Origin of the sequence: Streptomyces sp. NPDC058257 (assembly GCF_042881845.1) — a bacterium.
GTDB lineage: Bacteria > Actinomycetota > Actinomycetes > Streptomycetales > Streptomycetaceae > Streptomyces.
Map to the genome: position 1 here is coordinate 53,433 of NZ_JBHVXJ010000001.1, position 15,983 is coordinate 69,415.

A 15,983-nucleotide genomic window follows, 5' to 3' on the forward strand; every position below is an offset into this window, starting at 1 on the left:
TCAGGCCGGATCAGTAAGCGCAACGACGCAGGACCTTGCGGGGCAATGGCACCAGCAGAGCGGCTAGAAACACCCGGTCTTCCGGAGCGAGTCCATTGCACACCCCACCGCAGTCCTGCGCGAGCACCGCGGCCTGGACCCGGTTCGTGCAGTCGGTACGGGTGAGGATGCTGCTGATGTGGGCCTTGACCGTGCCGGAGCTCAGCTGCAGTCGAGCGGCGATCTCGGCGATGGAGAGGCCGGTGCCCAGCAGCCGCAGGATGTCCCGTTCGGCGGGTGTCAGGGCTGCGATCCGGCCCGCAGCCGCGTCGCTGCCGTAACCCATGCGGGCCCCTCGACGAGTTGGCGGGTGACCTGCGACGCGAGGACGGGGTCCCCGGCGGCGGCGCGGCGTACTGCGTCGATGAACGCGTGCGGGCCGGTGTCCTTGAGGAGGTAGCCGTGGGCCCCGGCGCGCAAGGCACTGGTGACGGTCGACTCCTCACCGAAGGCCGCGAGCATCACCGCGCGGGTGCGGGGCGACAGGCAGGCGAGCTCGGCGACGGCGGTGATGCCGTCCCCGGGCATACGGATGTCGAGGAGGGCCACGTCGACGGTGTGGCCCCGGCAGGCGTCGACGGCCTCACAGGTGTCCTGCGCCTCGGCCACAACACGGATTTCGTCGTAGTCTTCCAGGACCAGCCGGACGCCGGTGCGCATCAACGCCTCGTTGTCGGCGATCAGGACTCGGATCATCGGCGCGTTACAGGACGGCCATGATCAACAGAGCGATGGTGCCCCCGATCGTCGGCAACAGCACCACCAGCGCCGCGCAGCCACCCCGAGGTGTTGCACCAGCTCTGTGGGTGCCGATTTCTCATCCGGCCTGGTCAGACAGCGTGTTGGTACTCGTGGAGCGCTCCCCCCGAGCCGGTCCTTCCGACGGATGCCCAGGTGATCCAATCGGGCTCGTTCGACGATTGGATCGGGCAGCAGTCACAGCGGGGCAGCGCTGCGGAGCGTGCGGTGGGGGCGGTGCTCGTTGTAGAAATGCTCGAACTCGCGGAGTGTGTGCAGGAGGTGGGCCTGGTTCCAGATCAGGGTCCGGCCCAGGACTTCACGCTTGCAGGTACCCACCCAGCGCTCCATGATCGCGTTCATCCGCGGTGTCTTGATGCCGCTGAGGACGATCCGAAGCCCGGCGTCGGCCAGGACAGCGTCGAACGCGGCGGTGAACTTCGAGTCCCGGTCCCGGATCATGAACGTGGCTCTGCTGCCGGCGTCCTGTAGATCCATGACGAGGTTGCGGGCGAGCTGGGTGGTCCAGTCAGCCGTGGGCCCAGTGGTGGCGCCGAGGATCCGGATACGCCGGTTGGCGTGCTCGATCACGGCGAAGACGTACAGCCGTGTGCCAGCCAGGGTGCGGGACTCCAGGAAGTCGCAGGCCAGCAGGGCATCGGCCTGGGAACGCAGGAAACCGGCCCAGGTGGTGCGGTCCCGCTGCGGTGCGGGGTCGATGCCGTGCGCCCTCAAGATCTCCCACACCGTGGAAGCGGCGGTTCTGATGCCCAGGGCTGCGAGTCCCCCGTGAATTCTGCGGTAGCCCCACGTGCTGTTCACCCGGGCCAACCGCAACACCAGGACCTGGATCGAGCGCAGGGTCCGCAGCCGACCAGGGCGCTTGGGTACACACGTCACGGCATGCCGACAGTTGAGCAGACCACGGTGCCTGCGCAGAACCGTGTACGGGCGCACCAACAACTGGAGTTGACGCAGCTTCGCCATCGGCAGATGGTGCAGGAGCGCAGTCAGCAGCGTGCGGTCGCCCAAAGTGAACACCGGCTTGCTTACCTGACGGTTCAGGACAGTGAGCTGGTGCCGCAGTGCCAGGATTTCCACGTCCTTGTCGCGGTCGCTCATCGACAGCAGGCGTATGAGGGCGAAGGCGTTCGTCATCGCAAGGTAAGCCAGTCGCAGCTCAGGACAATCATGCCGCCCACGGGCCACGACCCGGCGATCGGACCGGTTCCGAACCGAGCCATTCCGGCGCACAGACTCGACAGGACATCAGGCCGCTGACCTGGCCGGACGGATAATCGGCACCCACACCCCCCGGCGCACCGTGCGACCACCCCTGCCCTCGCATTGGTCCACGCGCCACAACCTCCCCCTCTTCTGCAGTACCGCCATCGACGCACGAGGCTTGCGTTGACATCGTCAACGGCACTTCACGTACGAACTGGGATCGGCCTGGTGTACACTCCCTACGGGATACTCACCTTCGACCACAACGCACGCGAGACGGGGAGCAGCAGTGAGCCTTGAGCAGGTCGGTGGACGATTCCGGATCACCGGAGACCTCGGCCGAGGCAACATGGGCGAGGTGCACCGGGCCGTGGACGAACAGGCCAAACCCGGTTCGGCGCACCATGAGGTGGCGGTGAAAACGGTGCTGCGCAACCGCACCGGCCTGCTGGTCGACACGGCGGAGGGCAACAAGGAGACACAGCGCTTCCACCGCGAGGTGAAGATCATGCGCATGCTCTCCCAGGGCCACCCCAACCTCACTCACCTGATCGCCGGTGGCGTCGACAACGGACCGGACGGCAGCGGCCTTCCCTATCTGGCGATGGAGTTGCTCGACGGCCATACCCTGGGTCTGCTGATGGACGACGAACCGCAGCTCCCGGTCTCCTGGGTCGCGGCGATCGGCGCGCAGATCGCGGCCGGTCTGGCCGCCGCGCACACGGCGGGCGTCGTCCACCGCGACCTGAAGCCGGCCAACGCGATGCTGCTGCGCGAAGGCACCGTGAAGATCCTCGACTTCGGCATGGGCTCGATCGTCGACGACCCCGACCAGACACGGCTGACCAGCACCGGAGTGAGCGTCGGCACGGCCCGGTACATGGCGCCCGAGCAGTTTCGCGCTGAGCCGGTCTCCGCCGCGGCCGATCTGTATGCGCTCGGCTGCGTCCTCTACGAGATGCTGATCGGCCGCCCCCCGTTCTCCGCGCGGACCGCCTACGAGCTGTCCGTGCAGCACCAGTACGACCCGCCGCCGCGGCTGACCATCGTCCGGCCCGATCTGCCGCAGGCCCTGGTGCGCCTGGTCTCCCGGCTCCTGGAGAAGGAACCGGAGAACCGGCCGGAGAACGCCACCCTGGTCCGCGAGGCCCTGCTCCCGCACGCGCTCGCCCCCGACGCGACGGTCGACCTGCTCGCCCCGGAGTGGACGGCGATGGACCCGGTGGCCCGGCTCCGCGCCGGGCTGCCGCAGCCCGCCGCCGTGAAGCCGGCCCCGGTGCCGTGCCGTTCACCCCGCCTGCCGGAGACCATGGACGTCTTCGGCATCCACAAGAATCTGATCGAGGAGTACGAGAGCTTCACGCGGAGCGCCACCGTCATCCGTGACGCCCGGATCGAGAACTTCGTCGAGGACGACCTGGCCTCGAAGTCGCAGTGGCCCGACCCCTGGCTCTCGCTGAATCCGTTCTTCGCCGACGGCGGCCAGGTCACCGATCTGGTCAGGGACGGCCTGCTGCATCCCCGCTGTGCCGAGATCTTCCAGGCCGGCAAGAAGGAGGACGCCCGCCGTCCGGACGGCCGGCCGCTCACCTTCCACCGCCATCAGCGCGAGGCGATCGAAGCGGCCCAGGAAGGCGACTCGTACGTGCTCACCACCGGCACGGGGTCCGGCAAGTCGCTCTCCTACATCGTGCCGATCGTGAACCAAGTGCTGAAGGAGCGGGACGCGGCCGCTCCGGGTACTCCGCGACGGGTACGGGCGATCATCGTCTACCCGATGAACGCGCTGGCCAATTCCCAGCTCAAGGAGTTGGAGAAGTACCTGCGGCACGGCTTCGGGAAGGGCCACGAACCGGTCACCTTCGCCCGGTACACGGGCCAGGAGGACGAGGAGCGGCGCAAGGAGCTGCGCCGGAATCCGCCGGACATCCTGCTCACCAACTACGTGATGCTGGAGCTGATGCTCACCCGGCCGGACGACCGCGACGGTCTGATCCGGAACGCCGAAGGCCTGCAGTTCCTCGTCTTCGACGAGCTGCACACCTACCGGGGCCGACAGGGCGCGGACGTCGCGCTGCTGATCCGCAGGGTCCGCGAGGCATGCCGTGCGGGGCAGAACCTGCAGTGCATCGGCACCTCGGCGACCATGTCCACCGAGGGCACCTGGGAGGACCAGCGGCGGGAGGTCGCCCGGGTCGCGGGCCGGCTCTTCGGCACCACGGTGCTGCCCACCCGGGTGATCGGCGAGACGCTGGTCCGGGCCACCGACCAGCCCCCGGCGGCCGTTCCCCCCGAGCGGCTGCGGATGCCCGCGGCGCCCCGCGCGTACGAGGCACTCACCCGGGACCCTCTCGCCCGCTGGGTGGAGTCCCGGTTCGGCCTTGAAGACGAGCCGGATACCGGGCGGCTGCGCCGCTGCGCGCCGCGCACCATCGAGTCGGCCGCCGAGGAACTGTCCACCGGCTCCGGGGTCCCCGCCGACCAGGTCCGGGAGGCGATCCGCGCCACCCTGGAGGCCGGTTCCCAGGCCAAGCACCCGGTGACCGAGCGGCCCCTCTTCGCCTTCCGCCTGCACCAGTTCCTCTCCAAGGGCGACACCGTGTACACGACCCTGGAGAACCCGCTCACCCGCCCGCTGACCCGCACTTTCCAGCTGGAGCAGCCGGGCAGCGGCGGCATGCCGCTGTACCCGTTGTCGTTCTGCCGGGAGTGCGGTCAGGAGTACCTCACGGTCTGGCGCACCGAGGGCCGTGACGGCGTCTTCCGTTACGAGCCCCGGCGTGGCACCTTGGCCTCCGGCGGCCGCGAGGGCGAGGGCTGTCTGTACGTCGGGGTGCCGGACGAGGACTACGTCTGGCCCGCCGATCCACAGCGGGCCGTGGACGACCGGCGGATTCCGGAGTCCTGGCTGGAGCAGGACGCGAACGGTCTGACGGTGGTGAAGAAGACCTACCGGGAGCGGGTGCCCAAGCGCGTCGTCGTCGACCCCCTCGGCACGGAGAGCACCGAGAGCGGCAAGGGTCTTGAGGCAGCGTTCGTCCCGGCTCCGTTCCTGTTCTGTGTGCACTGCCAGGTGTCGTACGAGCAGACCCGCGGCCGTGACTTCGCCAAGCTGGCGACGCTCGACCAGGAGGGCCGCTCCTCGGCCACCTCCCTGATCTCGGCCTCCATCCTCAAGTCGCTGCGCGCGGTGCCGGAGAAGAGCCTCGACAAGGAGGCCCGCAAGCTCCTCACCTTCGTCGACAACCGTCAGGACGCCTCGCTGCAGGCCGGCCACTTCAACGACTTCGCGCAGGTCACCCAGTTGCGCGGGGCGCTGTACGCGGCGGTCGTGCGCTCCGGTGAGGAGGGGGTGCGCCACGACGACCTGACGGCGGCGGTGACGGAGGTGATGGGCCTTGCACCGCGCGAGTACACCGGTGTCGCCGACCAGCCGCCGTCCATGGAGCGCCGGGCGACGAAGACCTTCCGGGATGTCGTCGGCTACCGCCTCTACCGCGACCTGGAGCGCGGCTGGCGGATCACCATGCCCAACCTGGAGCAGACGGGCCTGCTGCGCATCGACTACGAGGACCTGGAGTGGGTGGCCGCCCGCGCCGAGCGCTGGGAACCGGCGCACCCGGTGCTCCGGGAGATCGACGCGGAGCTGCGTGCCGAGATCGCCCGCACCCTCCTGGACTTCCTGCGCCGGGGCCTGGCCATCGATGTGCAGTACTTCCGGGACGACTTCGACGCGTTGAAGGGCGCCAGCGAGGAGCGGCTGACCGGCGCCTGGGTCCTCAGCGAAAGCGACAAGCCGAATGTCGGCACGGCCTACCCGTACGGTTCCAAGCCCGGTATGGAGCGCACCGCCCTGTTCCTCTCGCCGCGCGGCAAGTTCGGCAAGTATCTGCGCCGGAACGTCCCCGCACTGCGCGAGGCCCCGCAGGACGATGTGCAGGGGGTGATCGAGACCCTGCTCACCGTGCTCCGCGACGCCGACCTGGTGCGCGAGGTGGAGGCGACCCCGGAGCGTTCGGGGCCAGCGTTCCGCCGGCGCGCGGCGGAGAAGCGCACCGGGTACCGGGTGTCGGCCGCCGCGATCGTGTGGCGGGCCGGTACCGGGGAGACGGGGGCGATCGACCCGCTGACCCGCACCTACAGCCACGGCGAGGGGCCGCGCGTCAACCCCTTCTTCCGCGATCTGTACCGCGACGCCGCAACCGAGCTGGCGGGGCTCTACGCCCGCGAGCACACCGCGCAGGTGCCGCCGGAGGACCGGCTGCTGCGCGAGGAGGAGTTCCGCACGGCCGAACTGCCGCTGCTCTACTGCTCGCCGACGATGGAGCTGGGCGTCGACATCTCCTCGCTCAACGCGGTGATGATGCGCAACGTGCCGCCGACACCGGCCAACTACGCCCAGCGTTCCGGCCGTGCGGGCCGTTCGGGGCAGCCGGCGCTGGTGACCACGTACTGCGCGACGGGCAACAGCCATGACCAGTACTACTTCCGCCGCTCGGAGGCGATGGTCTCCGGCCAGGTCGCGCCGCCCCGCCTCGATCTCGCCAACGAGGACCTGGTCCGCTCGCACGTCCAGAGCATCTGGCTGGCGGAGACCGAGATGAAGCTCGGTACGGCCGTACCTGACATCGTCGACGTGGCGTACGACCCGGAGAGCGGGGACCGGCCCGATCCGCGGATGGTGCTGCCGCTGCACACACACATCCGTGACAGGTCGCTCGACGAGGGGGCCCGGCGCCGCGCGGTCACCGCCGCGCACAGCGTGCTCGCGCCGCTGATCTCGGACTTCCAGGACACGACCTGGTGGTACGACGAGTGGATCGAGGACCGTATCGAGCGGGCCGCGGACAGGTTCGACGAGTCCTTCGACCGGTGGCGTGAGCTGTTCCGGGCCGCCGTGCTCGACCAGTACGAGCAGAACAAGCGGGTAGTGGACCACACGCTCAGCCAGGGCGAGCAGGGCCGTGCCCGTACCCGCCGCCGGGAGGCCGAGACGCAGACCAATCTGCTGCTCAACCGCTCCACCGACAACAAGTCGGTGATGAGCGACTTCAACCCCTACCGCTATCTGGCCTCCGAGGGCTTCCTCCCCGGCTACAGCTTCCCGCGCCTGCCGCTGGCCGCGTACATCCCGCGTTCGGGCAACCGGCGCAACGCCGACGGCGACTATCTCCAGCGGCCGCGGTTCCTGGCGATCCGCGAGTTCGGTCCGGGTGCGCTGATCTACCACGAGGGCGCCCGCTACCAGGTGACCCGGATCCAGCTGCCGCCGGACGCCTCCGGCGATCTGGCGACGGCGGAGGCACGCCGCTGCGACACCTGCGGTTACCACCACCCGGTCCGTCCCGGCCTCGACCGCTGCGCGATGTGCGGTACGGAGCTGACCGGGAAGCGCACCGGCCTGATCCATCTCCACACCGTGTACACCACCCCCCGCGAGCGGATCTCTTCCGACGAGGAGGAGCGGCGCCGGGCCGGTTTCCGGCTGGAAACCTCGTACGCCTTCCAGGACCACGGGGTCCGCAAGGGCCGTCTCACCTCGCAGGTGACGGACGGAGAAGGTGCCGCCGTCCTCGCCCTCGACTACGGCGATTCGGCCACGGTCCGGATCACCAACCTGGGCCGGGTCCGCGACAAGGAGGACGTGCAGGACGGCTACTGGCTGGACCTGGGCGACGGCCGCTGGCTCAACGACCGGGCCGCGGCGGACGCCGTGGAGGGCACCGGGATGCCGGTGGTCGACGAGGACGGCAACGAGAAGCGCCGCCGGAAGCGGGTCCTGCCGTACGTGGAGGACCGGCGGAACATCCTGGTGGCGACGCTGGACGAGCCGCTGCCGGAGCCGATCGCGTTCTCCGTCCTGTACGCCCTGGAGCGGGGCATCGAGGCCGCCTTCGAGCTGGAGGACTCCGAGCTGACGGCCGAACTCCTGCCGCCGCCCGAGGGACCGCGCCGTCGGTTGCTCTTCACCGAGGCCGCGGAGGGCGGAGCCGGTGTGCTGCGCCGGCTGCGACAGGAGCGAGGGGCGCTGGCGAAGGCGGCCCGCGCCGCCCTGGAGATCTGCCACTTCGACCCGGACACCGGCGAGGACCTGGGCGGTCCCGAGGGGGGCGAGGAGTGCGCCCGCGGCTGCTACGCCTGTCTCCTGACGTACGGCAACCAGACCCACCACCGTCAGCTGAGCCGCCACGCGGCCCGCCCGCTGCTGTTGCGCCTCGCGGGCTCGCAGACCGAACGCGAGGACCGGGGCGAATCCCGGAGCGAGCAGTTCCAACGACTGGCGGCACCCGCCGCGACCGAGTCCGGCGGCCCCGCCCGGACCGGCAGCGACGGCCCCGCCGCGCCCACTCCACTGGAGGCCGACCTCGAAGCCCTGATCGCCTCGGGTGATCTCCTCGGCTGGCTGAAGGCCAAGGGCTACCGGCTGCCGGACGAGGTCGACGTCCTAGTTCCTGAGGCCGCCGCCAAGCCGGATCTGGTGTTCCGTATGGACGGTGCCCGTCTCGCGGTCTTCGTCGACCTTCCCGACCACGGTGCCAATTCCACCCGGGACCGCGAGGCCGGCTACCGCCTGGAGGAGGCCGGCTGGGACGTGCTGCGTTTCCGGGCCGGATCCGACTGGGACGCCGTGGCGGACGACAACGCGACGTATTTCCAGACCCGTTGACCGTTACGTTCTCCCCATCGATCCTTACGCTCACCGCCCCGGTCCCACCTCGACCACTCCACCCCGCCGCCCCCGAAGGAACCGAGAGACCCATGAGCCCCACGTACACGGCCGGTTCGCTGGTGAACGCCCGCGGCCGGGAATGGGTGGTGCTCCCCGAGAGCGCCTCCGGCATGCTGGTGCTGCGCCCGCTGGGCGGCGGCGAGGACGACGTCGCGGCGGTCTTTCCCTCCTTCGAGGAGGTGCGGCCTGCCCAGTTCGCGGCGCCGAGCCCGTCCGACCTGGGTGACCAGCGGGCGGCCGGCCTGCTGCGGACCGCGCTGCGGATCGGTTTCCGTTCCGGGGCCGGACCCTTCCGCGCGCTGGCGTCGATCGCCGTGGAGCCGCGCGCCTACCAGCTGGTGCCGCTGCTCATGGCGCTGCGGCAGCGCACGGTGCGACTGCTGATCTCGGACGACGTCGGCATCGGCAAGACCGTCGAGGCCGGTCTGATCGTCAAGGAGCTCCTCGCGCAGGGCGAGGCGAGCCGCCTCGCGGTGCTCTGCTCCCCCTCGCTCGCCGAGCAGTGGCAGGGAGAGCTGCGAGAGAAGTTCGGCATCGACGCCGAGCTGGTCCTCGCGTCCACCGTGTCGCGTCTGGAACGCGGCCTGGAACTGGGGCAGTCACTCTTCGACCGGCACCCTTTCACCATCATCTCGACGGACTTCATCAAGTCGACCCGGCACCGCGAGGACTTCGTACGGCACTGTCCGGACCTGGTGGTGGTCGACGAGGCCCACACCTGCGTCGCGGCCGACGACGCGCAGGGTCCGGCCACCTCGTCCACCAGTCAGCTCCGCTTCGAACTGATGAAGCGCGTCGCCGCGGACGAGGACCGGCATCTGCTGCTGCTGACCGCCACCCCGCACTCCGGCAAGGAGTCCGCGTTCCGCAATCTGCTCGGTCTGGTCCGGCCGGATCTGGCCACGGTCGATCTGGAGAGCCCGGCGGGCCGGGCCCGTCTCGCCGAGCACTTCGTCGCCCGTAAGCGGGCCGACGTACGCCAGTACCTCACCAAGGAGGACGGTCTCGCCGACGACTCACTCGTCGAGCGGACCGCGTTCCCCTCCGACCGGTGGACCAAGGACGAACCGTACAAGCTGACCCCCGCCTACCGGGCACTGCTCGATGACGCCATCGCCTACGCCGCGGACCGGGTGGAGACCGCCGGGCTGCAGGGCAAGCGGGAGGCCCGGATCGCCTGGTGGTCGGTGATCGCGCTGCTCCGGTCGATGGTGTCCTCGCCGGCCGCCGCGGCCAGCACCCTGAAAACCCGCTCCGAGTCCGCCGCCGCCCGGACCGCCGTCGAGGCGGACGCCCTCGGCGCCCCGCTGACCCGTGACTCCTCGGACAGTGACCGGCTGGAGGGCATGGACGTCGCGCCGGGCGCGGCGGAGAGCGAACAGGGCGACCCGCGGCTGCGTGAACTCGCCGCGCGTGCGGCCGAGTTGCACGGTCCGACGTCCGACGCCAAGCTCAAGGACCTGACCAAGCACCTCAAGTCGCTGATCGCGGACGACTACAGCCCGATCGTCTTCTGCCGCTACATCCCCACCGCCGAATATCTGGCGACGCACCTGGAGAAGAAACTGGGGGCGAAGACGCGGATCGCGGCCGTCACCGGCACGCTCTCCCCGCAGCAGCGCCTAGAACGCATCGAGAAGCTGGCCGCCGAGGACGCCGACGACCCGGCCGTCCGCCGGGTCCTGATCGCCACCGACTGCCTCTCCGAGGGCGTCAACCTCCAGCACGCCTTCGACGCGGTGATCCACTACGACCTGGCCTGGAATCCGACCCGGCACGACCAGCGGGAGGGCCGCGTCGACCGGTACGGGCAGAAGCGCGACCAGGTCCGTGTGATCACCATGTTCGGTGAGGACAACGGCATCGACGGCAAGGTCCTCGAAGTCCTCTTCGCCAAGCACCGGCAGATCAAGAAGGACCTCGGCATCTCGGTCTCCGTCCCGGACGAGACAGCCTCGGGCGTCACCGACGCGGTCGTCGAATGGCTACTGCTGCACGGCAGGCAGGGCACCCAGGAGGGGCTCTTCGAACTCGGCGACGGGCACCAGGAGTCCTTCGACCGTATCGAACGGGAGTGGAACTCGGCCGCCGAGCGCGAGCAGACCTCCCGTTCGAAGTACGCGCAGCGGGCGATCCACCCGGAGGAGGTGGCCCGCGAGGTCACCGCCGTACGGGCCGCGCTCGGCGGCTCCGAGGAGGTCCGTGACTTCGTCCTGGAGGCACTGCGCGACCTGGACGCCCAGGTCCGCACTGCGACACCCACTGGCCGCGACGGCTCCGGCGACTTCGCCGCGCAGGTCGGTGGTACTCCGGCCGGTGTGCGCGACGGTCTCGCGGCGGTCCTCGGCGGACGGATCGTGGAGGAGGACCGGGAGATCCCGTTCCGCACCTCCCCGGCGATCGGGCGCGGCGAGGCGGCCCTGGTCCGCACCGACCCGGCGGTCGGCGCGCTCGCCTCGTACGTCCTCGACTCGGCTCTCGACGCGAACACTCCGGGCCCGCGCCCGGCCCGCCGCTGCGGCGTCGTCACCACGGACGCGGTCACCATCCGCACCACCCTGCTCCTGGTTCGCTACCGCTTCCACCTGACGCTGCCGTCCCGTACCGGGGAGCGGCAGATCGTCGCCGAGGACGCCCGGCTGCTCGCCTTCGAGGGCCTGCCGTCCCGGGCTCGCTGGCTCGACGACGACGCGGCCGCGGCGCTCCTCGGGGCACGGGCCACCACGAACACCCACGAGCAGCTGGCCCGCAACCAGATCACCCGCACCCTGGACGGTCTGCCTGAACTGACCGACCACATCGCGGAATACGGCGTCACACTCGCCGCCGACCTCGACGCCTCGCACCGCCGGGTACGGAAGGCCGACACCAGCGACCGTGCCGAGATCGTCCGCGGCCTGAAGGTCGTCCCGCAGGAGCCCTCCGACGTCCTCGGTGTGTACGTGTATCTGCCGCAGCAGCCCGCCGCCGTATCCGCCTCTCCTTCTTCCTCCTCTACCGTGACCGGAGCCGAAGCCTGATGTCCGCCGCCACCCGCACCGCACCGGTCTTCACCGCCGTCACCACCGTCGGCGGGCTGCTCCCCGGCGACATGCTCGTCCGCATCGCCGAGGCACGGAACCTGCCGGGCACCAAGTCCGCGGACTACGGGCTGCCGGGCTCGGTCACCGTCCGCGATGAGGCCGAGCGTGCCTGGGAGTACCTCAAGCCGCTCTGGCGCGAACTGCGCGCCGCGCTGCCCGCCGATCCGGTGACCGGCGCGCCCGCCGCCGACCCGACCGGCCGGGCCTCCTCCGACTGGCTCTCCCAGCTCTTCCGCAAGCTGGACTTCGGGGCGCTGACGGAGGTCGGCCCGGAAGGCATCCTCGCCGACTCCGATACAGAGACCCGTTTCCGTATCTCCCACCGGCACGGGCCCGCGCTGCTCCACCTGATCCCCTGGAACCAGGAACCGGACAAGCGGCCGGCGGCCGGGCAGGTGCCGCCGCAGTCCCTCGTCCAGGACTGCCTCAACCGGACCGAGGCCCATCTGTGGGCGGTCCTCACCAACGGGCGGGCACTGCGGCTGCTGCGCGACTCGTCGTCGTTCGCGACGGCCGCGTACGTCGAGTTCGACCTGGAGGCGATCTTCGACGGCGAACTGTTCAGCGAGTTCGTGCTGTTGTACTGCGTGCTGCACGCGTCGCGGTTCGAGGTGGCGGAGGGGGCGGCGGCGTCCGGGTGCTGGCTGGAGAAGTGGCGGACGGTCGCCATCGAGTCTGGCAGCAGGGCGCTCGAACACTTCCGGGACGGCGTCCAGGAGGCGCTCACGGTCCTCGGCACGGGATTTTTGAGCCACCCGCAGAACGTCAAGCTCCGCGAGAACCTCGACGTCCACACCTTCTACACGGCACTGCTCCGCCTCGTCTACCGCATGATCTTCCTGTACGTCGCGGAGGACCGGGGCGCGCTGCTCGACCCCGGCGCGGACGAGCAGACGCAGGACCGTTTCGCCCGCTATTTCTCGACGGCCCGTCTGCGCCGTCACGCCCTGCGTCGGCTCGGCACCGCCCACGACGACCAGTACCGCGTCCTGGAGCTGCTGATCGAGGCGCTCGGCTCCGAGCGGGGCCGCCCCGAGCTGGGCCTGAAGGGGCTCGGCGGCCTCTTCAACGACACCCTCGCCGACGAGCCGCTGCACGGCGCCCGGCTGTCCAACCGCCACCTTTTCGAGGCGGTCAAGCACCTGGCCCGGGTACGGGACGCCGGCTCCCACCGCTGGCGCCCGGTCGACTACCTGCACATGGGAGCCGAGGAACTCGGCTCGGTCTACGAGGCACTGCTCGAAATGGTGCCGAAGCACAGCGCCATCAACCGCACCTTCGAACTGGTCGACCGTATCGGCAACGACCGTAAGAAGACCGGCAGTTACTACACCCCGTCCGCGCTCACCGAAACCCTCCTGGACTCCACGCTCAACCCGGTGGTCGACGACGCCGTCAAGCGCGGCGAGCAGCGAGCGAGTGCCGAGGGCCGCCCGGACCCCGCGAACACCATCGTCGAGGAGCTCCTCTCCCTCACGGTCTGCGACCCGGCCTGCGGCTCCGGCCACTTCCTGGTGGGGGCCGCCCGCCGCATCGCCAAGCGGGTGGCCGCCGTCCGTGACCGCAACCCCGAGCCGACCACGGACGCCGTACGACGCGCCCTGCACGAGGTCGTCGCCCGCTGCATCTACGGCGTCGACCTCAACCCGATGGCGGTCGAGCTCGCCAAGGTCTCCTTGTGGCTGGAGGCCATGGAGCCGGGCCGTCCGCTCGGCTTCCTCGACTCCCGGATCAAGCACGGCAACGGCCTGATCGGGGCCACCCCGTCCCTGATGCGCGACGGCATCCAGGACAAGGCCTTCAAGAAGGCCGAGGGTGATGACGAGGGATGGGCGCGCCAGCTTCTCGCCCGCAACACGGAGGAACGCCGGGGTCAGGGCGGCCTGTTCGAGATCGAGACAGAGGCCAAGGTCGCGAACGCCACCTTCGCGAGCGGCCTGCGTCGGATCACCTCCGCACCCGCGGACAGCCTCGCCGACGTGCGCCGCAAGGAGGCCGCCTACCGCGACTGGGCGACCTCCACCGACTACCTGCGCGCTCTGCACCTCGCGGACGCGTGGTGCGCCGCCTTCGTGTGGGTCAAGCGCGAGGACACGCCTCCGGCCATCACCCACAAGGTGTTCCGGGCCCTGGAGGACCCGGACGACGACGCCGCGCCGAAGTCGACGCACGACGAGATCGTCCGCCTCCGCGACCAGTACACGTTCTTCCACTGGCACCTGGAGTTCCCTGAGGTTTTTATGGTCCCGGAGGACGGTGACACGGCGGCGACGGGTGCGGGCACGGACACGGTCGATCCGGCGACGGGGTGGGCCGGTGGTTTCTCGTGCATGGTGGGCAACCCGCCGTGGGACAAGGTCGACTTCGAGGACAAGAAGTACTTCAGCGTGGTCGCACCCGAGATCGCAGAGATCGCGGGCCAGGCCCGGCGGACTCGGATCACGGAGTGGGAAGAGGAGCACCCGGAGGCCGGGCGGCGGTACCGGGAGGCACGGCGGGCAGTCAAGGGAGTGTTCCACTTTGCGGGGAACTCGGGCGTGTTCCCGTTGTGCGCCAAAGGGTTGACCGTCAAGGGGGTCAACTCCCTCCAGACGGACACTTTGTTCGCCGAGCGAATGGCGAACGTGGTCGCCCCCGAGGGGCGGTTCGGTCTGGTTCTACCGACTGCGATCGCAACCGGTGCGGGCTCCCAGTACCTGTTCGCGGATTTCACCCGACGGAGGGTTCTGACATCACTGTTTGACTTCGAGAACAAGCGGCCTAAGTCACCGACGCTGCCGAAGGGCGGCGCATGGTTCGAAGGCGTGCACTCCAGCTACAAGTTCTGCCTGCTCTCCCTCACCGGCCGCGCCACGCAAGCCGACGCCAGCCGCGTCGGCTTCTTCCTGTCCGACGTCACGGCCATCGAGGACCCGGAGCGTGTGTTCGCGCTGAAGCCGGAGGACCTGGCGCTCATCAACCCCAACACAGGCACATTGCCCATCTTCCGAAGCCGCCGAGACGCCGAGCTCACTGCATCCATCTATCGCCGCTTCCCAATCTTGAATGCACACGGCAGCAATAACGGCAACACGTGGGGGGTCCGGCTCCGGCGAATCTTCGATATGACTGACGATTCCGGCCTGTTCTCCACCCAGGAAGAACTCGAAACGGAAGAGCAGGAGTTTGGCGAATCTAAATACGCTCATGCTGCAGGGAAGATGCTTCCGCTCCATGAGGGACGAATGGGCCATCAGTTCACGCATCGCTATGCGGATTCTTCCGGCCTACACACAGCTACACTCGAAGATCTCCAGAACCCGCACTTCATGCCGTCCCCTCAATATTGGGCGCCTGAAAGGGAGACCGAGAGGCGGCTTTCTCGATACCCCGCCTTGTGCCAAACTGCACTGCTTGGGCACCGTCGAGTAACCCGAAACACGGACGAACGCACAGCTATCGCATCCTTGCTCCCCTGGGGGGCAACTTCCTACGGATGGATCTTGTCATTCGGTCCGGATAGTAAGCATCTGGCACAACTAGTGGCCACCTTCAACGCATTCATTTACGACTACACTTTGCGCAATAACCTCACTCAACCCAGTCTCCCACAGAGCACAACAGAGCAGATCCCCACACCAACACCGGCAGATCTGCAACGTCACGAAGATTTCATCATCCGCAGAACACTAGAACTGACCTACACGGCTCACGACATGAGGGATTTCGCTCGCGACCTGAGCGACGAAAGCACTCCATTCCGCTGGGATCCCGAACGACGCGAGCGAATCCGCGCCGAACTCGACGCCCTCTTCTTCCACCTCTACGGCATCACCCGCGACGACGTGTCCTACATCCTCGACACGTTCCCCATCGTGAAGCGCAAGGACGAAGCGGCCCACGGCACCTACCGCACCAAGGATCTGATCCTCGCCGAGTACGACCGCATGGCCGCCGCCGGCCTCACCCTGGAGACTCCGCTCGACGAGAGCGACTCCGGCACGTACCGGTCCACGCTCACCCCGCCCCCGGGGCAGGGCCCGCGCCACCCGGCCCGCCAGGACGACTGACGTCCGGACAACGCGAGGGGCGCCGTCCGCTGAACAGCGGGCGGCGCCCCACGACCGAAAACCGCGCCGTCGCGACCCCCACGCATAGTCCCCACCCGGCGCGGCCCACGCCGCCAG

General features: G+C 69.3%; 5 protein-coding genes and 1 pseudogene. 3 read left to right on the top strand and 3 right to left on the bottom strand.

The genetic code is table 11. The features are described from left to right. Positions 1 to 10: 10 nt before the first annotated feature. The 3 genes and pseudogenes from ACFVXC_RS00260 to ACFVXC_RS00270 form a co-directional block, all read right to left on the bottom strand. Positions 11 to 325 carry a response regulator transcription factor gene (locus ACFVXC_RS00260; protein WP_389900163.1) on the bottom strand — a complete coding sequence of 105 codons (315 nt, stop codon included), beginning with the start codon at positions 323 to 325 and terminating at the stop codon, positions 11 to 13. Further along, entirely contained in the window at positions 280 to 735 is a 456-nt protein-coding gene (locus ACFVXC_RS00265; RefSeq protein WP_389900165.1) for a response regulator transcription factor, read from the bottom strand. Before ACFVXC_RS00265 ends, ACFVXC_RS00260 begins: the two co-directional genes overlap by 46 nt. 134 nt (positions 736 to 869) lie before the next feature. Beyond that, a pseudogene (locus ACFVXC_RS00270) lies at positions 870 to 1,899 on the bottom strand (integrase core domain-containing protein). Positions 1,900 to 2,353: 454 nt separating this feature from the next. On the opposite strand from ACFVXC_RS00270, the gene ACFVXC_RS00275 reads away from it, so the two are divergent. From ACFVXC_RS00275 to ACFVXC_RS00285, 3 genes are all read left to right on the top strand, one after another. Further along, a complete protein-coding gene (locus tag ACFVXC_RS00275; protein WP_389901504.1) occupies positions 2,354 to 8,671 on the top strand; it encodes a protein kinase in 6,318 nt (2,105 codons plus the stop codon). A gap of 92 nt (positions 8,672 to 8,763) precedes the next feature. Beyond that, positions 8,764 to 11,754 (top strand): DEAD/DEAH box helicase, encoded by a 2,991-nt coding sequence (locus ACFVXC_RS00280; RefSeq protein ID WP_389900167.1) that lies wholly within the window; start codon positions 8,764 to 8,766, stop codon positions 11,752 to 11,754. Next, complete coding sequence (locus ACFVXC_RS00285; protein WP_389900169.1) at positions 11,754 to 15,866, top strand: Eco57I restriction-modification methylase domain-containing protein; 4,113 nt, start codon at positions 11,754 to 11,756, stop codon at positions 15,864 to 15,866. Before ACFVXC_RS00280 ends, ACFVXC_RS00285 begins: the two co-directional genes overlap by 1 nt. Positions 15,867 to 15,983: the final 117 nt, after the last annotated feature.